Annotated in this window: 22 protein-coding genes; 18 read left to right on the top strand and 4 right to left on the bottom strand. The window is 72.8% G+C overall.

Going from position 1 to position 16,679, the window contains the following annotated elements; genetic code table 11:
* Window positions 1-3 precede the first annotated feature (3 nt).
* On the bottom strand, window positions 4-774 hold the full coding sequence (locus NFU81_RS08430; RefSeq protein WP_251486796.1) for a response regulator transcription factor: 771 nt from the start codon (window positions 772-774) through the stop codon (window positions 4-6).
* Window positions 771-908 carry a hypothetical protein gene (locus NFU81_RS08425; RefSeq protein ID WP_251486794.1) on the bottom strand — a complete coding sequence of 46 codons (138 nt, stop codon included), beginning with the start codon at window positions 906-908 and terminating at the stop codon, window positions 771-773. Before NFU81_RS08425 ends, NFU81_RS08430 begins: the two co-directional genes overlap by 4 nt.
* 106 nt (window positions 909-1,014) lie before the next feature.
* Here NFU81_RS08425 and NFU81_RS08420 point away from each other — a divergent pair, with 106 nt between their 5' ends.
* The 8 genes from NFU81_RS08420 to NFU81_RS08390 all read left to right on the top strand — a co-directional run bounded on the left by NFU81_RS08420 (window position 1,015) and on the right by NFU81_RS08390 (window position 6,359).
* A complete protein-coding gene (locus NFU81_RS08420; RefSeq protein WP_422665165.1) occupies window positions 1,015-1,842 on the top strand; it encodes an alpha/beta hydrolase in 828 nt (275 codons plus the stop codon).
* Window positions 1,843-1,985: 143 nt separating this feature from the next.
* Complete coding sequence (locus NFU81_RS08415; protein WP_251486792.1) at window positions 1,986-2,279, top strand: MoaD/ThiS family protein; 294 nt, start codon at window positions 1,986-1,988, stop codon at window positions 2,277-2,279.
* Window positions 2,276-3,589: a hypothetical protein gene (locus tag NFU81_RS08410; protein ID WP_251486790.1), complete on the top strand. Its 1,314-nt coding sequence runs from the start codon at window positions 2,276-2,278 to the stop codon at window positions 3,587-3,589. Before NFU81_RS08415 ends, NFU81_RS08410 begins: the two co-directional genes overlap by 4 nt.
* Before the next feature lie 117 nt (window positions 3,590-3,706).
* Entirely contained in the window at window positions 3,707-4,408 is a 702-nt protein-coding gene (locus tag NFU81_RS08405; protein ID WP_251486787.1) for an LmeA family phospholipid-binding protein, read from the top strand.
* A 126-nt stretch (window positions 4,409-4,534) separates the two neighbouring features.
* Window positions 4,535-4,615: a putative leader peptide gene (locus NFU81_RS41245; protein ID WP_355342331.1), complete on the top strand. Its 81-nt coding sequence runs from the start codon at window positions 4,535-4,537 to the stop codon at window positions 4,613-4,615.
* Between the two features lie 163 nt (window positions 4,616-4,778).
* Window positions 4,779-5,615, top strand: coding sequence for a sulfurtransferase (locus tag NFU81_RS08400; RefSeq protein ID WP_251486785.1), 837 nt, complete (start codon window positions 4,779-4,781; stop codon window positions 5,613-5,615).
* 37 nt (window positions 5,616-5,652) lie between these two features.
* Window positions 5,653-5,943: a DUF1416 domain-containing protein gene (locus tag NFU81_RS08395; protein ID WP_251486782.1), complete on the top strand. Its 291-nt coding sequence runs from the start codon at window positions 5,653-5,655 to the stop codon at window positions 5,941-5,943.
* A 116-nt stretch (window positions 5,944-6,059) separates the two neighbouring features.
* A complete protein-coding gene (locus NFU81_RS08390; protein WP_251486779.1) occupies window positions 6,060-6,359 on the top strand; it encodes a DUF3099 domain-containing protein in 300 nt (99 codons plus the stop codon).
* Between the two features lie 31 nt (window positions 6,360-6,390).
* On the opposite strand, the gene NFU81_RS08385 is transcribed toward NFU81_RS08390, so the two are convergent.
* Complete coding sequence (locus tag NFU81_RS08385) at window positions 6,391-6,753, bottom strand: DsrE family protein (protein WP_251486776.1); 363 nt, start codon at window positions 6,751-6,753, stop codon at window positions 6,391-6,393.
* A 147-nt stretch (window positions 6,754-6,900) separates the two neighbouring features.
* Here NFU81_RS08385 and NFU81_RS08380 point away from each other — a divergent pair, with 147 nt between their 5' ends.
* The 6 genes from NFU81_RS08380 to ygfZ all read left to right on the top strand — a co-directional run bounded on the left by NFU81_RS08380 (window position 6,901) and on the right by ygfZ (window position 11,729).
* The gene (locus NFU81_RS08380; protein WP_251486773.1) at window positions 6,901-7,725 is read left to right on the top strand and encodes a hypothetical protein; all 825 of its coding nucleotides are present in this window, start codon (window positions 6,901-6,903) and stop codon (window positions 7,723-7,725) included.
* A complete protein-coding gene (locus NFU81_RS08375) occupies window positions 7,722-8,540 on the top strand; it encodes a hypothetical protein (RefSeq protein ID WP_251486770.1) in 819 nt (272 codons plus the stop codon). Before NFU81_RS08380 ends, NFU81_RS08375 begins: the two co-directional genes overlap by 4 nt.
* Window positions 8,540-9,361 carry a hypothetical protein gene (locus tag NFU81_RS08370; RefSeq protein ID WP_251486768.1) on the top strand — a complete coding sequence of 274 codons (822 nt, stop codon included), beginning with the start codon at window positions 8,540-8,542 and terminating at the stop codon, window positions 9,359-9,361. Before NFU81_RS08375 ends, NFU81_RS08370 begins: the two co-directional genes overlap by 1 nt.
* A 234-nt stretch (window positions 9,362-9,595) precedes the next feature.
* Window positions 9,596-10,159, top strand: a complete 564-nt coding sequence (locus tag NFU81_RS08365) for a heme-binding beta-barrel domain-containing protein (RefSeq protein WP_251486764.1) — start codon at window positions 9,596-9,598, stop codon at window positions 10,157-10,159.
* A gap of 79 nt (window positions 10,160-10,238) precedes the next feature.
* Entirely contained in the window at window positions 10,239-10,670 is a 432-nt protein-coding gene (locus NFU81_RS08360) for a Fur family transcriptional regulator (RefSeq protein WP_251486761.1), read from the top strand.
* A gap of 90 nt (window positions 10,671-10,760) precedes the next feature.
* Complete coding sequence (gene ygfZ / locus NFU81_RS08355; protein ID WP_251486758.1) at window positions 10,761-11,729, top strand: CAF17-like 4Fe-4S cluster assembly/insertion protein YgfZ; 969 nt, start codon at window positions 10,761-10,763, stop codon at window positions 11,727-11,729.
* A 48-nt stretch (window positions 11,730-11,777) separates the two neighbouring features.
* Here the strand turns inward: ygfZ and dtd are convergent, their stop codons facing one another.
* Window positions 11,778-12,200 carry a D-aminoacyl-tRNA deacylase gene (gene dtd / locus NFU81_RS08350; protein ID WP_251486755.1) on the bottom strand — a complete coding sequence of 141 codons (423 nt, stop codon included), beginning with the start codon at window positions 12,198-12,200 and terminating at the stop codon, window positions 11,778-11,780.
* Between the two features lie 401 nt (window positions 12,201-12,601).
* On the opposite strand from dtd, the gene NFU81_RS08345 reads away from it, so the two are divergent.
* From NFU81_RS08345 to NFU81_RS08330, 4 genes are all read left to right on the top strand, one after another.
* A complete protein-coding gene (locus NFU81_RS08345) occupies window positions 12,602-13,180 on the top strand; it encodes an RsiG family protein (protein ID WP_251486752.1) in 579 nt (192 codons plus the stop codon).
* Window positions 13,181-13,251: 71 nt separating this feature from the next.
* Window positions 13,252-14,496: a GNAT family N-acetyltransferase gene (locus tag NFU81_RS08340; protein ID WP_251486750.1), complete on the top strand. Its 1,245-nt coding sequence runs from the start codon at window positions 13,252-13,254 to the stop codon at window positions 14,494-14,496.
* A 550-nt stretch (window positions 14,497-15,046) separates the two neighbouring features.
* On the top strand, window positions 15,047-15,925 hold the full coding sequence (locus NFU81_RS08335) for a GntR family transcriptional regulator (RefSeq protein ID WP_251486748.1): 879 nt from the start codon (window positions 15,047-15,049) through the stop codon (window positions 15,923-15,925).
* Window positions 15,922-16,641: an HAD family hydrolase gene (locus tag NFU81_RS08330; RefSeq protein WP_251486746.1), complete on the top strand. Its 720-nt coding sequence runs from the start codon at window positions 15,922-15,924 to the stop codon at window positions 16,639-16,641. The genes NFU81_RS08335 and NFU81_RS08330 overlap by 4 nt, the downstream gene beginning before the upstream one ends.
* Window positions 16,642-16,679 lie beyond the last annotated feature (38 nt).

Raw genomic sequence — 16,679 nt, 5'->3', positions numbered from 1 at the left:
TCGTCATACCGTCTGTTCAGCGGAGGAACGGCTGTCCTGCCGGTCGGACCCGCGGCCCTGCGCGGCCTCGCTGCGCGCGGCCTCCTCTGCGGCCCGCTCGACCTTCTCCGGAGTGACGAAACGGTAGCCGACGTTGCGGACCGTGCCGATCAACGACTCGTGCTCGACGCCGAGTTTGGCGCGCAGCCGCCGCACGTGCACGTCCACCGTCCGCGTACCGCCGAAGTAGTCGTAACCCCAGACCTCCTGGAGCAGCTGGGCGCGGGTGAAGACCCGGCCCGGGTGCTGCGCCAGGTACTTGAGCAGCTCGAACTCCTTGAAGGTCAGGTCGAGCACCCGGCCCTTGAGCTTGGCGCTGTAGGTGGCCTCGTCGACCGACAGGTCGCCGTTGCGGATCTCCATCGGGCTGTCGTCGCCGGTGATCTGCTGGCGGCCCATCGCGAGCCGCAGCCGCGCCTCGACCTCGGCCGGGCCCGCGGTGTCGAGCAGCACGTCGTCGATGCCCCAGTCCGCGGTCACCGCGGCGAGGCCGCCCTCGGTGACGACCAGCATCAGCGGGCAGCCGGGGCCGGTGGAGCGCAGCAGCTGGCACAGGCTGCGCACCTGCGGCAGGTCGCGGCGGCCGTCGATCAGGATCACGTCGGCGCCGGGGGTGTCCACCAGCGCGGGGCCTTCCGCGGGGGCCACGCGCACGCTGTGCAGCAGCAGCCCGAGCGCGGGCAGCACCTCGGTGGACGGCTGGAGTGCGTTGGTCAGCAGCAGCAGAGAACTCACCGGGTGCTCCCATCGGTCGTGCGGACATCGAGGGCGAGGTCGGAGTGGTGGTGCCGGGTGTTGTCGCGGGGGACGCCGCGGGTGTTCCCGCAGGCGTGGCCGAAGGGGCGGCCGGGTGGATCAGGCTGGCTCATTTGCTACGACCCTTCCTCGGTGCGGCGAGGACGACAACGTGCGGAAAGCACGAAAGGACCCGGGGGCGGCATTGCCCAGGTCCTCTTCCACGGAAGAATAGCCCACATGGACAGCGCTGCCGAGACCGACGACATGCGTTTCCGTGTTTCACCGCTCACTTCGGGTGGCCGGAGCGCGGTTCTGTTGACGTCCGACGGGATACCGATCGAAGCCGAACACCTCGCCGCCGCGAAGGGTAGTCGGGATCTGGCCATCGTCGTCGCGCACGGATTCACCGGCGCTCTGGAGCGCCCCGCGGTCCGCAGGGCGGCCGCGGTGCTGCACGGCAGCGGGGGTGTGCTCACCTTCTCCTTCCGCGGCCACGGCCGCTCCGGCGGCCACTCCACGGTCGGCGACCGCGAGGTGCTCGACCTGGACGCGGCGGTCGGCTGGGCGCGGCGGCTGGGCTACGCACGCGTGGCGGCGGTCGGCTTCTCGATGGGCGCCTCCGTGGTGCTGCGGCACGCGGGCGCCGGCCCCGACGCGGGCCTTTCCCGCGTGGACGCGGTCGTCTCGGTCAGCTCTCCCGCCCGCTGGTACTACCGCGGTACGGCGCCGATGCGGCGGCTGCACTGGGTGGTGACCAGGCCCGCGGGCCGGCTGGTTTCCCGGGTCGGCCTCGGCACCCGCATCCACTCCGCCGAGTGGGACCCGGTGCCGCGCTCGCCGGTCGAGTCGGTGCCGCACATCGCGCCGACGCCGCTGCTGATCGTGCACGGCGACCGCGACACGTACTTCCCGCTCGACCACCCGCACTCGCTCGCCGCGGCCGCGGGCGAGGGCGGCGCCGAGCTGTGGATCGAGCCGGGCTTCGGCCACGCGGAGAACGCCGCGGACGCGGCCCTGCTCGGCCGGATCGGCGACTGGCTGACCGCCCGTGTTGGAGCGCGGTGACGCCGACGGTCCATGATGGAGGCGGCCCACGCCGGCGTACGGGCGTCACACCCCCCGCGCCGCGGCCGCACCGCACGTACGACCTGCACGACCCGCACCGCACGCACGACACGCACCACGAAGGACGAGGAGACGGAGCCGCGATGGCTGGAACCGAGACGGCCGCGCCCCCGGCGGCGGGGACGATCCGCTACTGGGCCGCCGCCAAGGCCGCCGCGGGCACCGCGGAGGAGCCGTACCGCGCTGCCACGCTCGCCGACGCGCTGGCCGCCGCCAGGCAGCGGCACTCCGGGCGGCCCGACTTCGCCCGCGTGCTGCTGCGCTGCTCGTTCCTGGTCGACGGCCACCCGGTCGGCACCCGCGACCACGCCCAGGTTCCGCTGCCCGACCGCGGCACCGTCGAGGTGCTGCCGCCCTTCGCCGGGGGGTCCGTATGAGCGACCACGGCGCGTACGAGTACGGCGACGGCTACGGCCAGGGCCGCGGCCACGACGAGCAGGCATACGGCGGGGCGGCGCCTTACGGCACGGACGGCACCTACGTCCCCGAGCCGCTGCACGCCGCCCCGCCCTCGCCGCAGGGCCAGGACGCCGGCTACGGCGCCCCGCCGGCCGGCGACGACTGGGCCGGGCACGCCGCGGCCCACGACGGCCAGGCCTACGGCGCCCCCGCCCCCGCCGCGGGTGACGGCTGGGGCGCCACCCCGCCCGCCGCGCACCCGTGGACGGCGCCGCAGGAGTACCCGCAGGCAGGCTGGGAGCCCGCCGCGCCGCAGGGCGCGTTCCCGCCGGGGGCGGCGGCCTTCGAGGCCCAGGGCGCCCCGTGGCAGCAGCCGCAGGCCCACGCCTACGCCGACCCGCAGTCTTACCCGGCGGAGCAGCAGGCCGCCGAGCACACCGCGGTGCTGCCGGTCATCGAGGACGAGCCCGCCGCCGCCCGGCCCGGCGGCCGGGCCGCCCGCCGGGGAGCCAGGACCGTGCCCGTGCGGCCCGACGGGCGCACCGGCTCGCCGATCATCGCGCCCGGCATCCAGCCCGCCGCCCTCACCGCGGCGCTCGGCCTGCTGCTCGCGGGCGGCGCCGCACTCGGCAAGCCGGGCCTGACCGTCTTCCTGGTGCTGCTCCAGGCGGTCACCGCCGCCGGATGGTTCCGGCTCAACGGCATGTGGCCCGCCCGGCAGGGCATCGTGCTGGCCTTCCTGGCCGGGGTGACCGCCGACGTCGCGATGCTGGCCGCCGACGGCGACCACGCGCCCGAGGTGGTCGCCGGCACCCTCGGCGTGTGGCTGCTGCTGGTCCTGGTGCTGCAGTTGCGCCACCACGGCAGCGCGGACGAGCGGCTGTCCTCGCTCACCGCGACCTCGGCCTCCACCCTGATCACGGTGCTGGCCTGCGGTTATCTGGCGGCCGCGGTCTCCGACGCGGGCAAGGACGCGGTGGTGGCCGGCGCGGTCGCGGTGGCCGCCGCGACCCTGGTGCGCGCGCTGCCGCTGCCCGGCGAACCGCTGTCGGTGCTGACCTCGCTGCTGGCGGCGGCGGTCACCGGTGCGGCCACCGGCGGTGCGGGCGGCCTCGGCAGCAGCGACGGCATCCTGCTCGCGGTGGCCTGCGGCGCCTGCGCCATGATCGGGCTGCGGGTGGCCAGCTACGACTTCCCGTCCCGCTTCGTCCACTTCACGGCGGGCGTGGCGCTGCCGCTCACCGCCGCGGCGCCGGTCGTCTACGCTCTTGGCCGCGCGCTGACCTGAGAGGTTCCGCGGATCCTCACAGGTAACGGATCGGTGCCGCAGGGAACCGCGGACCCCCCGCCGCCCGTCAGGCGTTGCGGAAGTCGAGGCGGAACGAGTGTGGGGGAGTACGGGCGCATGCGAGTGTGGCGGATAGTCCTGATCGTGGTGGTGGTCCTCGGCGGCCTCTTCGTCGCCGCCGACCGGATCGCGGTCTCGGTCGCCCAGAACAAGGCCGCCGAGCGCGCCCAGGCCACCCAGGGGCTCGACCACAAGCCGAAGGTGTCGATCAAGGGCTTCCCGTTCCTGACCCAGGCCGCCTTCGGCAAGCTGGACGACGTCACGATCGAGGCGGAGGACATCGCGGCGGGCGCCGGCGGGGAGACGCTGCGGATCGCGACCTTCAACGCCGACCTGCACGGCGTGAAGTTCTCCAACGGCTACCGCACCGCGGTCGCCGACAGCGCCGACGGGATCGCCTTCATCACCTACGCGGACCTGTCCAAGGCCGCGCCTCCCGGGGTCACCGTCTCGGCCGCGGGCAACAGCGCGGACGGCAAGCCGATGGTGAAGCTCACCGGGACCATCCCCGGCATCGGCACCAAGATCAGCGTGCTCAGCCAGGTGACCGTGCGCGGCGCGGACACCATAGGGCTGCACGCCGAGAAGCTGCCGGTCGAGCTGACGAAGCTGGGCCTGGAGGACAACGTGCGGCAGCAGATCGACTTCGAGCGGCAGCTCACGCACCTGCCGTCGGGGATCGCGCTGACCTCGGTGACGACGACGCCGGACGGCCTGTCGGTCGCGGCGGGCGGGAAGCACGTCACTCTCGCCAGCTGAGATTCACCCGCCAGTTCCCCGGGGAGCCCCTGGCCAAAAGGGGTGCATCCGCCATTCGGACAATCTTGTCTCGCCATATGACACGCCGGTGACACCTACGGGTTCATTTCCCTACGATCGGGACTCATGAAGCGACAGGCGGATCTCACGAAGCGGCGGGCAGTCGACCTGTGCCGCGTCGCCGCCATGCTCTGTCGCATGCCCTAGGGGCAGCAGCTCCCCCGTGCCGAAGCCGGCCGAAAGGCCCCCGGCGCAGCCTGCCTGCCCCGTGCTGTGGAGCGCCGACCGAGCCGCTCGACCGCACCGACTCGCACCGCCCCCCTGCGCGTCGCGCAACCGCACCATCCGTACTGCCCCGGAGGAGAACAGCATGAGCCGCAGTGACGTCCTGGTCGACGCCGACTGGGTCGAGGCCCACATCGACGACCCGAAGGTGGTCATCGTCGAGGTGGACGAGGACACCTCGGCGTACGAGAAGAACCACATCAAGAACGCCGTCCGCATCGACTGGAAGCAGGACCTCCAGGACCCGGTCCGCCGGGACTTCGTCGACCAGGCCGGCTTCGAGGCGCTGCTGTCCGCCAAGGGCATCGCGAACGACGACACCGTCGTCCTGTACGGCGGCAACAACAACTGGTTCGCGTCGTACGCGTACTGGTACTTCAAGCTCTACGGCCACGACGCGGTCAAGCTGCTCGACGGCGGCCGCAAGAAGTGGGAGCTGGACTCCCGCGACCTGGTCGCCGCGGTGCCCGCGCGCGCCGCGACGGAGTACAAGGCGAAGGCCCAGAACACCGCGATCCGCGCCTACCGCGACGACGTCGTCGCCGCGATCGGCACGCTGAACCTGGTCGACGTGCGCTCGCCCGACGAGTTCTCCGGCAAGCTGCTCGCCCCGGCCCACCTCCCGCAGGAGCAGTCGCAGCGCCCCGGCCACGTGCCGAGCGCCCGCAACATCCCGTGGTCGAAGAACGCCAACGACGACGGCACGTTCAAGTCCGACGCCGAACTGGTCCAGCTCTACCAGGACGAGAACGTCGACCTGGCCAAGGACACCATCGCGTACTGCAGGATCGGCGAGCGCTCGGCGCTCACCTGGTTCGTGCTGCACGAGCTGCTCGACCAGGACAACGTCAAGAACTACGACGGCTCCTGGACCGAGTACGGCTCGCTGGTCGGCGTGCCGATCGAGCTCGGCGCCAACTGAACCGGGACCGACCGACAAGAAGTGAGGGATATCCGCAATGTGTGGAGCCAAGGCCGGCGGGCCTGACCTGGCAGGAGTTGACGTGGCGAACGAGACCATCATCCAGGGATCTGTGACCCGCGACGGCGAGCCGGTCAGCGGCTACGTCCGACTGCTGGACGGCGGCGGCGAGTTCACCGCCGAGGTGCCGACCTCGGCGACCGGGCAGTTCCGCTTCTTCGCGGCGCCCGGCACCTGGACGCTGCGCGCGCTGGTGCCCGGTGCGACGGTGGACCGTACGGTCGTCGCCGAGCAGGGTGCGGCGGCCGAGGTGGCCATCGCCGTCTGACGTCCCCGACGTCGCCCGACACGCCCGGAGGGCCGCACCCCGCGCAAGGGGGTGCGGCCCTCCGCGCCGCGTTCCGAGCTGTTTCGGTATCCGCCTGGCGGACGTACCGTTGAAGTGTGAACGCACACCGCCGTCACTGGTATTACGCCATGATGGGCACCTGCGTGGTGCTGTTCGTCATGGCGTGGGCGGTCGTGCGTCTCTGGTCGGTCCAGGCCGCCATCGGGATGTGCCTGGTGGCCATGGTCATCCCCCCGGTCGCGGCGATCATCGCGAACCGGCACGGCCCCAACGAGCGGTGGTTCGACGAACCGCAGGACGACGACCGGGGCTCCGACGCCGGCACCGGGGACCCCGAGTCCGACGCGTGGTGGGACGAGCTGGAGGGCCGGAAGGGCAAGGACCACCGCAGATGAGCGCGGTCTCCCGCCGCCGGCGGCCCCGCTCCTAGTACACCAGGGCCTGCACGCCGTCCGGCATGATCTCGCTGACGAAGAGCTGCGCGCCCGCGATGCGCACCCCCTCCACGAGGTCCTTCTCGGTGATGTCGCGCCGGGCCGCGCACTGGCTGCACAGGGTGACCGTCCCCGCGGCCAGCACCGCGTCCAGGAGATCCGGCAGCGGTGCGGCGTGCGGCAGTTCGAACTCCGCCGCCCGGCCCGGCAGCGCGAACCACGCCGACTCACCGGTCAGCCACAGCGACACCTCCACTCCGCTGGCCACCGCGAGCGCCGCCACGGTGAACGCCTGCGAGCACCGCTCGGGCGCGTCCGCGCCCGCCGTCACCTTGATCACGAGCTTCTTCGCCATCCGCCCAGCGTAGGCGGTGCAAGGTTGTGCGGCAGGTCACATCCCGCGGCCGGGAAATCGGTAGGGACCCAGCGAGTCGGCTGGACATAATACGAATCCGCGTGCCGCTGGTCGCACGCCTGTACGTCTTTCGCCCGGGGGGGCTCCATGCAGGACATCGGCGGCGAAGCACGCCGTGACGCAGGTCAGGACTGGCAGGCACGTCCTGCCCTGCTGTTCGAACCCGAACTCGTCTCGTCCTCGGTGGCGCCGCCGCCCGAGCCCTACCGGCCGATGGCCCGCTCCCGGCTGACGCTGGTCATCGCCGCCGCCGCGGTGCTCGGCGTGCTGGCCGGCGCGGGCGCCGGCTACCAGGTGCAGCGCGGCCGCAAGCCCACGCCGCTGCCGCCGCTGGTCGCCGCCGCGCCCGCTCAGCCCGAGGGCGCGGCCCCGGCCCGGCCGGCACCGAAACCCGCCGACGACCGCAACGCGGTCTACGAGGCCGACCTGCTCAAGCTGATCCTGCCGACGCCCAAGGGCGCCGAGCAGCGCGAGAGGCACTGGGTCTCGCAGGCGGAAGAGGCGGACAAGTACTACGACCCGGCGTCCGAGTACGGCGAGCTGGGGCAGAACGGCTTCCGCCGGGCGGCGGTGGCCCGCTGGTCGGTGGGCAAACCGAAGGCCACCGACACCGAGATCAGCCTCACGCAGTTCCGCGACGACCAGTCGCCGTACACCGCGCAGATGCTGCGGGAGAACGAGGACGGCGACGGCGGGCACCAGGACTACGCCACCCCGATCCCCGGCACCGAGGACGGCGAGGTCATGCCGTCCGCGGAGCCCTACGGCGAGAAGGGCGGCCTGAAGGTCTACGTCGGCATGGGCCTGGCCCGGGTCGGCAACATCTACGTGGAGGTCTACGTGACCGGGGTCCGCCCGGTGTCGCGGAACGCGGTCCTGTCCGTGATCACCAAGCAGCTGGAGCGGATGTGACCGAGCAACACCCGGCGCCGGCGGCCCCTCCCACGCCCCCGGCCGTCCCGCCCGTCGCGCCCGCGCGGTCCAAGGAGCGGCGCGATCTGATCATCGCCGGGGCGCTGCTGGCCGTCGCGGCCCTGGCCGGCGGCGGCTACGCGCTCTTCGGCAGCGGCAGCGGCGGCGGCAAGCCCGCCGCCCGGAGCGCGGCGACGGCCGCGCCCGGCCACACCGCGGCCAGGTCCTACGGCGTGACCGCCGGCGGCACCCACTACGGCGACCTCGGGGAACTGCTGCTCCCCCCGCAGCCGATGCTGAAGCAGGGACCGGACGTCGAGCAGTACGGCAACGACACCGTGCTCGACGCCGCCCAGGCCAAGGCGATGGCGGAGGGCGGCGACGGCGCCGCCGACCTCAGCGCGAAGGAGCGGAGGCAGGCCGACGCCGAGCTGGACGCCATGCACATCAAGGGCGCCGCCCTGCGCACCTTCCGCAGGTTCGACGGCAGCGACACCTACGCGATCACGATCGTGCAGGTGGGCAACAAGCTCGCCGCGGGCGCCGCGCCCGAGGCCTTCCGCAAGCTCAGCCAGGGCTCCGACGTCTTCGGCAGGGGACCCGCGGTGCCGGGCCATCCGCACGCCGTCTGCGTGGTGCCGGGCAGCGCGGCCGCCTCCGGCGACGACTGGCTGCAAGGCATGTACTGCCAGGCCACCGAGGGGGACCTGATGGTGACCTTCAGGGTCGAGGGTCCGCGCGTGAACAGGAGCCAGGCCGTGGCGCTGATGGCCAAGCAGCTCGACCGCATCCAGGCGCCGGGGGAGGGAGTCTGATGTCCGGCACCCACCTCCACACCGGCACCGGCACCGGCACCGGCACCGACCTCGACGTCGTCGCCTCGCACGGGATGAGCCCGCGGGCGCGGGTCGCGCTGCGCTGGACGTCCGTGCTGCTGGTCTTCGCGGTCTTCGGCGCCGGCACCGCCTACGCCGTGACCCGTCCGGAGCGCACGAAGATCCCCGGGCTGAGGACGCCGGACGACGGGCGCTGGACCTACCCGCCGATCGCGCTCCCGCTGCTCCCCGCCCGCAGGCCCCGCCCGCTGGACGCCGCGCTCGACCCCGGCGGCATCCACTACGCCGACCTGCGCTCGCTGCTGGTCCCGCTGCCGCGGGGCGCGGTGGACGACCCGGCCTTCCCCGGCACCAAGGGCTGGCTGCCGACGGCCGCGTACCTCAGGACGAGGCAGAACGGGGCAGGAGCGCAGAAGGCGCTGTTCCTCAAGCAGCAGGGGCTGCGGCACATCGCGGGCCGCGCCTGGACGATGCCCGACGGCACCAGGGCGGAGGTGTACCTGCTGCAGATGATCTCCGCGGGCTACGCCGAGATCGTCGGCCCTGACGCCGACGGCCGCCCGGTCGAGGGCGTCACCACCGACAGGCCCGACCGCAGCCTCGTGGACCGCACGGTCCCCCGGCGCGAGACGGTCTCCGGCTACGGCGAGACCGCCCCGTACGGCGCGAGCATGACCCGGTTCGCCTACGTGACGGCGGGCGACACCGTGGCGCTGGTACTGCTGACCCGCAAGGGCGGCGAGGTGCCCGAGCAGGCCTTCCGGCAGACCGTGCGGCTGCAGGCCCAGCTGCTGGGCTGAGCGGTACGCGGCCCCTGCTGCCGCGCACGGCTGAGCGGCACGTCACGTGGGCTGGCCGCGCCCGGGGCGGGGCCGCGCACTAGACTTGGGCGCGGCCCTGCCCGCTGCCCTCGCGAGGAGCACGACCCGTGCACATTGAGTACTACTTCGACGTCCTGCTCGTGCTGGTCTGCGTCGGCGTCGCCGCATTCGCGTTCTACGCGGTGAAGAAGCTCTACCAGGGCCAGCGCTGACATGATCGAGATCCCGTCCGACCTGCACCCCGACCTCGTACCGCTGGCGTTCCTGCTGGGCCGGTGGGAGGGCGCGGGCGTGCACGACTTCCCGGGCTCGGAGAAGTGCAACTTCGGGCAGTCCCTCACCTTCACCCACGACGGCCGGGCGTTCCTCGAGTACGTCTCGCACACCTGGGTGCTGGACGACGAGGGCAAGAAGGTCAGGCCGCTGGAGAGCGAGAGCGGCTACTGGCGGATCGGCGCGGACCGCAAGGTCGACGTCACCAGCAGCCGCGACGAGGGCGTCGTGGAGATCTGGACCGGCGAGCTGGCCGAGGGCAAGCCGCAGATCGACCTGGTCACGGACGCGGTGGCCCGGCTGCCCTTCGCCCCGGAGTACAGCGGCGGCAAGCGGCTGTACGGCTACGTGAACAGCGACCTGATGTGGGTCGGCGAGAAGGCCACCCCCTCGGTGCCGCTGCGGGCGTACATGTCGGCGCACCTGAAGAAGGTCGTCGACCCGCGCGAGTGGATCGCCGACCTCAAGGACCTGCCGGACGACGGCATCGCCTTCTTCAAGTAGCCGGCCCCCACGCGGCCGGCCCGGTTCTGCGAGCTGCCGGCCGCGGTCGTTCACCGGCGTGTCGACCTACACTGGCCGGGTGGTCACCACCGACTGGAAGACCGACCTGCGCCGGCGCGGATACCGGCTGACGCCACAGCGCCAGCTGGTGCTGGAGGCCGTCGACTGCCTGGAGCACGCGACGCCCGACGACATCCTGTCCGAGGTGCGCAGGACCGCCTCCGGGGTCAACATCTCCACCGTCTACCGCACGCTGGAGCTGCTGGAGGAGCTGGGCCTGGTCAGCCACGCCCACCTCGGGCACGGCGCCCCCACGTACCACCTCGCCGACCGGCACGACCACATGCACCTGGTGTGCCGGGACTGCGACGTGGTCACCGAGGCCGACGTGGACATCGCGGCGCCGCTGGGCGAGCGGCTGCGGGCGGAGTTCGGCTTCGAGACCGACATGAAGCACTTCGCGATCTTCGGCCGCTGCCGCGACTGCACGGCGAAGGCCGCGGACTCCTGACGGCCGGTGCCCGTACCGCCGCCTTCGCTGTGACCGTGGCAATGACCGCCGGTCCGGTCATACGAGCGGCCTGGTCGTAGTCTTGACGGCATGACCAAGAGCCCTTTGCTGTCGCTGCCCGGCGCCGTCCCCGCAGAAGGCCCTGACGAGGGAGTGGCCGCGCACTACGGCGACCTCTTCCGCGAGCAGCGCGCCCTCGCCGACGGCACCGGTTTCGTGGACCTCTCGCACCGCGGTGTGGTGACGGTCAGCGGTGCCGACCGGCTGTCCTGGCTGCACCTGCTGCTCACCCAGCACGTGGAGAACCTGCCGGCCGGGCAGGCCACCGAGGCGCTCATCCTGTCCGCGCACGGCCACATCGAGCACGCCCTCTACCTGGTCGACGACGGTGCCACCACCTGGATGCACGTCGAGCCCGGCACCCAGGGGCCGCTGCTGGCCTACCTGGAGAGCATGAAGTTCTTCTACCGGGTCGAGACCGCCGACGCCTCCGACCAGTTCGCCGTCGTGTACCTGCCCGCCGGGTCGATCACCGAGGTGCCCGCCGAGTGGGTCGCCCGGCAGACGCCGTACGGCCGGGAGGTCTTCGTCCCGCGCGACAGGTTCGAGGAGTTCGCCGCGCAGGCCGGGCCGCCCATCGGGGTGCTGGCGCACGAGGCGCTGCGGATCGAGGCGCACCGGCCGCGGCTGGGCCTGGAGACCGACCACCGCACCATCCCGCACGAGTTGGGCTGGCTGGACACCGCCGTGCATCTGCAGAAGGGCTGCTACCGCGGCCAGGAGACGGTCGCCCGTGTGCAGAACCTGGGCCGCCCGCCGCGCCGGCTGGTCTTCCTGCACCTGGACGGCAGCGAGGTGCGGCTGCCCGGGCCCGGCACCGAGGTGCGGGTCGCGGCCGAGGGCGAGGAGGGCCGCGCGGTCGGCACGATCACCTCGTCGGCCCGGCACTGGGAGCTGGGCCCGATCGCGCTCGCGGTCGTCAAGCGCAACACCCCGGAGGGTGCGACGCTGCTGGCCGGGGACACCGCCGCGACCCAGGAGACGGTCGTCGCGCCCTGAGCGGGGCGCAGAGCCGATCCCTGAGCCGAGCCGCGCTGCGAACCGCGCTCAGAGCTCCACGACGACGGTGAAGGGTCCGTCGTTGGTGAGCGACACCTTCATGTCGGCGCCGAAGACCCCGGTCTCGACGGTCGCGCCCAGCGCACGCAGCTGGGCGACGACCTCGTCGACCAGCGGTTCCGCCAGGTGTCCCGGCGCGGCGGCGTTCCAGGTGGGGCGGCGGCCCTTGCGGGCGTCGCCGTAGAGCGTGAACTGGCTGATCACCAGCAGCGGTGCCGCGATGTCGGAGCAGGACCGCTCCTCGGGCAGGATGCGCAGCGTCCACAGCTTGCGGGCCAGCGCCGCCGCCTTCTCCGCGGTGTCGTCGTGCGTCACCCCGACCAGGACGCACAGCCCGGGGCCGATGGCTCCCACGCTCCGCCCGTCGACCACGACCTTCGCCTCGCTCACCCGCTGGGCCACCGCTCGCATGGCCTCATTGTGTCGGGTGCGGGAACGCCGGAAGAACCAGGGTGGGGGCGCGCACGCGGGCGGTCACCGTACCGGGGCGGGGGCGCGTACGGACGCCGGCGCGCGCCGCACCGGCCGCCTCGCACAACTGTCGCGACGGCCGTTCGGGTGCAGACTCGCTGCGGGGTGCCGGGGACAGGTGGCAGCATCGACGGCAGGATTCCCCGCCCGTGGCCGCCTGCCGCGTGCGCTGCCGTGGCGGAGCTGCCCGTGTGGGAGCCGCCCTCGCGGTGCCGGCGCGTACGGCTGCTGCGTGCGGGGGACGACAGGCATGATCACGTCCGGCGCTGGACAGGCTCCCGGCACCGCCGCCGACCTGCCGGCGGTGCCAGCCCCCGGCGCCCACCAGGAAGGGCCACCGCATGCTCAAGGCCGACGCACCAGGGCCGTCCCGCCCGCCCGCGCCCCGCGGCCCACTGGCGGACACCGCGGCAGCCGACCTGGGCGGCCTCGACCTGGTGGCGCTGCGCACCCTGCGCAGGGACGCCCAGAGCGAGGAGGCCGACCTGTCGTATCTGCGCCGGCTGCTGCACGGGCGGATCGACATCCTGCGGGCCGAGCTGAGCCGCAGGGCCGGTGCCGCCGCCCTGCCCGGCGCCCCCGGCGGCCCGGACGCCCCGGTGCTCGACCGGCTCCCGGAGATCCTCGCCGACGGCCCGTCCCGGGTCCGCTCGGCCCGGCACGTCACGCTGGGCACCCCGCTGAGCCCCCGGGTGCAGCGGCTGGCCGCCGACATCCTCGCCGAGGTGGAGCTGTCCGACCTCGACGCGCGCACCGACCCCGAGCTGCACGCGGGGATGGCCCGGCTGGCCCGCCACGAGCAGCAGGTCTCGGGCCGCAGGCTGAGCCTCCAGCAGACCGTCGACGACTGCTCGGCGGAGATCGCCCGCCGCTACCGCGAGGGCGAGGCCCACATCGACGACCTGCTCTCCGACGGCTGACCGGCGGCCGGCCCGGGGCCTGCCGTGATAACCGGATGCGGGCGGCGGGCGCGGCTGCGTAACGTGCGGACATGGGTGTTGAGATACGCACGATCACCGAGTCCGAGGTCGGCCCGTGGGTGCAGGCGATGCACACCGGCTTCCACCGGTCGCAGGTCATCTCCGCGGAGGAGATCGCGCTCTCGCGGCCCGGGTTCGACCTGGACCGCACCCGCGGCGCCTTCGACGGGGACCGCTGCGTGGGGACCTTCCGCAGCATGGCGCGGGACCTGACGGTGCCGGGCGGCGGCTCGGTGTCCGCCACCGCGGTGACCAACGTGACCGTCACCGCCACGCACCGCCGCCGGGGCCTGGCCACTCGCCTGATGGCCGCGGACCTCGCGGCGGCCAAGGAGCGCGGCGAGGCGGTGGCCATCCTGATCGCCGCCGAGTACCCGATCTACGGGCGGTTCGGCTTCGGCCCCGCCACCTGGGTCACCGAGTGGGAGGTCGACGTGCCGCGGGCGGTGCTCCCGCCGGGTGACGCGGTATCCGGCACGGTCGAGCTGGTCACCCCGGCCGAGGTGCGGGCGCTGGGACCGGCCCTGCACGAGCGGGTACGCGTCCGTACCCCGGGCGCCATCAGCCGTGACAGCCGCTGGTGGGACCGGGCCACCGGCGCGATCGTGCTGCCCTCGTTCGGCTTCCAGGTGCCCTTCTTCGTCGTCCACCGCGACACGGCGGGCGAGGTCGACGGCATGGCGGCGTACCGGGTCAACGACCCCTACTGGCCGGGCAAGTTCCCCAACGCCGAAGCCGAGGTGCTCTGGCAGCTCGCCGCGACCCCGGACGCCGACGCGGCGCTGTGGCGCTACCTGCTCTCGCTGGACTGGGTCGTCCGGCTCAAGTCCGGCCACCGCCCGCCCGACGACATCCTCCCGCTGCTGCTCGGCGACCCCCGCGCCGCCCGCACCGAGACCTACGCCGACTACATGTGGCTGCGGCTGCTGGACGTCCCGGTCGCACTGTCGGCCCGCACCTACGCCCCGCTGGGCGCCGACCTCGTACTCGACGTGCGCGACGCCGACGGCCTGGCCGGCGGCACCTTCCGGCTGGAGACCGCTCCCGGCGCGGCCCCGCGCTGCACTCCCGCCCCCGCCTCGCCGCCCGATCTGACCCTGGACGTCGCCACCCTGGCCCGCCTCTACCTCGGCGACGAGTCGGCCGAGCGGCTGTCGGCCCTGGGCCTGCTGACCGAGCACCGCCCCGGCGCGGCCGCCACCGCGTCCCACCTGTTCCACACCCCGCGCCGGCCCTGGTGCCCCGAGGTGTTCTGAGGCAAGGCCCTCAGGGACGAGGAGAGCCCCCTGGGCGTGATGCCCCGGGGGCTCAGTGCTGCGCCAGATACGCCAGCACGATCAGGACTCCGCCGGCGCACCATGCCTGTGTGCTGCGTGCGCGGTTCCGTAAGCCGACCCCGCAGCACAGGAGCCCTGCTCCCATGACCGGGCCGTAGCGGTTTTCGAGCCCTTGTTGAAGCAACCAGACCGTCAGATCCATCAAGAGCATCGCCCTCACCCCCTCCTGGGCGACTGACGTGGTCCTCTTCCCGCCCGTGGCGACGACGCTAGGTCCGGCATTTGTCGACGCCTACCGGGTCGTTCGCCCGCACCTGCCCGGCTTGGCTGCCGGCACCGCGGTGTCGGCTGACGCTCGTACGACGCTGGACGGGCGTACCGGCCGAGCCTGCTTGGCCAACTTCAGCAACTCTTGGTCAAATTCCATAAGTTGATTGATGTCTGGCAATCATGTTGTGCCACTTGGCGGAGATCGCAAAACGAATCTCAGTCAAGTCCCAAAGTTGACAGAGGGTTGTACGCTGTTGCCGTGAGCCTGCATGAGTCGGCTGTGAGCGGAAGCCCGCCCGAGGTGCCGTATCTGCGGATCGCCTGGGAACTGCGTCACGACATCGAGCAGGGCACGTTCGAAGCGGGAGCCCAACTGCCCACCCAGGCGGCGCTGGTGCGGCGCTTCGACGTGTCCCGCGCCACCGTGCAGCGCGCGCTGGACGAGCTGCGGCGGGACGGCTGGATCGACTCCCAGCAGGGCCGCGGCTCCTACGTCCTCGACCGGTCCGCCGCCCACACGGCGCCGGAACCCGCAGGCGTGGGGCTGACCGACCACATCGATGCCGCCTTCGAGGCGGACCGGATCACTCTGGACTCCTTCTCGTTCACCTCGGAGACCCTCAACTCCGCGCTTCAGGAGCCGTTGCGCCGGGTCAGGAGGGGCGAGCTGCGGCCGGAATCGATCGCGGTGCGGCTGCTGCTGCCGTCGCCCGACGTGCGGCTCGCGCTCCCCAAGGCGGTGGGCGACGCCGACGACGACCGGCCGCTGCGCCGACTCCGCAGGCTGACGATCAGCCAGGCGGTGACGGTGCAGAGCGCGGTGGGCGCGCTGGCGGACTCCGGGCACGTGGCCGACGTGAGGGTGGACATCAGGACGGTCCCGCTCACCCCGATGCACAAGCTGTATCTGCTCAACGGCACGGACGCGCTGTTCGGCTACTACGAGGTCGTCAGGCGCATGGTGCCGTTCCAGCAGCAGGAAATGGAGATCTACGACATCCTCGGTCTCGACGCCACGCTCTACCACTACTCGGCCGACGCCGAGGACGGCCAGGGCGCGGCATTCGTCCACAGCTCGCAGCGCTGGTTCGAAACGCTCTGGTCAACGATCGCCGAGCCGTTGACACTCTTTGAGTGACCTCGCACCCGCCCCCCCGGACGACGGCCGACACGCTCAGGGAGCTGCTGGCCGCCGCGAACTGCGTCCTGTTCGACTTCGACGGCCCGCTCACCGCAGTGTTCGGCGGGCACAAGGCAACCGAGGTCGCGGCGGCGCTGACCTCCCGTGTCGCCTCCTGGCCACGGGCGCCCGAAGTGGCCCACCGGACCGACCCGATACAGATCCTGCTGGACGTGGCGAAGGCCTTCGACGGCTCGGAGCACGACCACAGGGTCGCGGAACTGGACAAGCTGCTCACCGACCAGGAATCGGTCGCGATCGTCTCGGCCAGGCCGACGCCGTACGCCGACTCCCTCGTACGGCGGCTGGTGGCGCGCGGCAAGTCCGTCGCGGTGACGACCAACAACTCGGCGGCGGCGGTCCTCGGCTATCTCGAACTGCGCGGCCTGACCGCTTGCTTCGGCCCGCATGTGCACGGCAGGGCTGCCGACCCGCGGCTGCTGAAGCCGCATCCCTCCTGCGTGCGGGAGGCGATACGCAGTACGGGCGTCGGCGCCGGGCAGTGCCTGATGATCGGCGACTCCCCCCGCGACTACGAGGCGGCCTCCGCCGCCGGTGTCGCCTTCCTCGGCTATGCGAGGAACGCCAGGAAGCATCGGCAGTTGACGGACGCCGGGGTCGAGCACGTGGTCGACTCGCTCGTGCACGTGTACCAGGCCGCGGCCTACGCGTAGCCCGGGCCGCCGTTGTGCCGCAGGTGGCTTTCCGGCGG

It is taken from the genome of Actinacidiphila cocklensis (assembly GCF_907177275.1).
Lineage (GTDB): Bacteria > Actinomycetota > Actinomycetes > Streptomycetales > Streptomycetaceae > Actinacidiphila > Actinacidiphila cocklensis.
The sequence above is the reverse complement of the archived record's forward strand: the minus strand, read 5'-3'. Positions and strand labels throughout refer to the sequence as shown.

Excerpts from the sequence above, each read along its gene's own strand:
- NFU81_RS08425 (WP_251486794.1), bottom strand. The coding sequence starts at position 908 with ATGAGCCAGCCTGATCCACCCGGCCGCCCCTTCGGCCACGCCTGCGGG.
- NFU81_RS08420 (WP_422665165.1), top strand. The coding sequence starts at position 1,015 with ATGGACAGCGCTGCCGAGACCGACGACATGCGTTTCCGTGTTTCACCG.
- NFU81_RS08415 (WP_251486792.1), top strand. The coding sequence starts at position 1,986 with ATGGCTGGAACCGAGACGGCCGCGCCCCCGGCGGCGGGGACGATCCGC.
- NFU81_RS08410 (WP_251486790.1), top strand. The coding sequence starts at position 2,276 with ATGAGCGACCACGGCGCGTACGAGTACGGCGACGGCTACGGCCAGGGC.
- NFU81_RS08405 (WP_251486787.1), top strand. The coding sequence starts at position 3,707 with ATGCGAGTGTGGCGGATAGTCCTGATCGTGGTGGTGGTCCTCGGCGGC.
- NFU81_RS41245 (WP_355342331.1), top strand. The coding sequence starts at position 4,535 with ATGAAGCGACAGGCGGATCTCACGAAGCGGCGGGCAGTCGACCTGTGC.
- NFU81_RS08400 (WP_251486785.1), top strand. The coding sequence starts at position 4,779 with ATGAGCCGCAGTGACGTCCTGGTCGACGCCGACTGGGTCGAGGCCCAC.
- NFU81_RS08395 (WP_251486782.1), top strand. The coding sequence starts at position 5,653 with ATGTGTGGAGCCAAGGCCGGCGGGCCTGACCTGGCAGGAGTTGACGTG.
- NFU81_RS08385 (WP_251486776.1), bottom strand. The coding sequence starts at position 6,753 with ATGGCGAAGAAGCTCGTGATCAAGGTGACGGCGGGCGCGGACGCGCCC.
- NFU81_RS08380 (WP_251486773.1), top strand. The coding sequence starts at position 6,901 with ATGCAGGACATCGGCGGCGAAGCACGCCGTGACGCAGGTCAGGACTGG.
- NFU81_RS08370 (WP_251486768.1), top strand. The coding sequence starts at position 8,540 with ATGTCCGGCACCCACCTCCACACCGGCACCGGCACCGGCACCGGCACC.
- NFU81_RS08365 (WP_251486764.1), top strand. The coding sequence starts at position 9,596 with ATGATCGAGATCCCGTCCGACCTGCACCCCGACCTCGTACCGCTGGCG.
- ygfZ (WP_251486758.1), top strand. The coding sequence starts at position 10,761 with ATGACCAAGAGCCCTTTGCTGTCGCTGCCCGGCGCCGTCCCCGCAGAA.
- dtd (WP_251486755.1), bottom strand. The coding sequence starts at position 12,200 with ATGCGAGCGGTGGCCCAGCGGGTGAGCGAGGCGAAGGTCGTGGTCGAC.
- NFU81_RS08345 (WP_251486752.1), top strand. The coding sequence starts at position 12,602 with ATGCTCAAGGCCGACGCACCAGGGCCGTCCCGCCCGCCCGCGCCCCGC.
- NFU81_RS08340 (WP_251486750.1), top strand. The coding sequence starts at position 13,252 with ATGGGTGTTGAGATACGCACGATCACCGAGTCCGAGGTCGGCCCGTGG.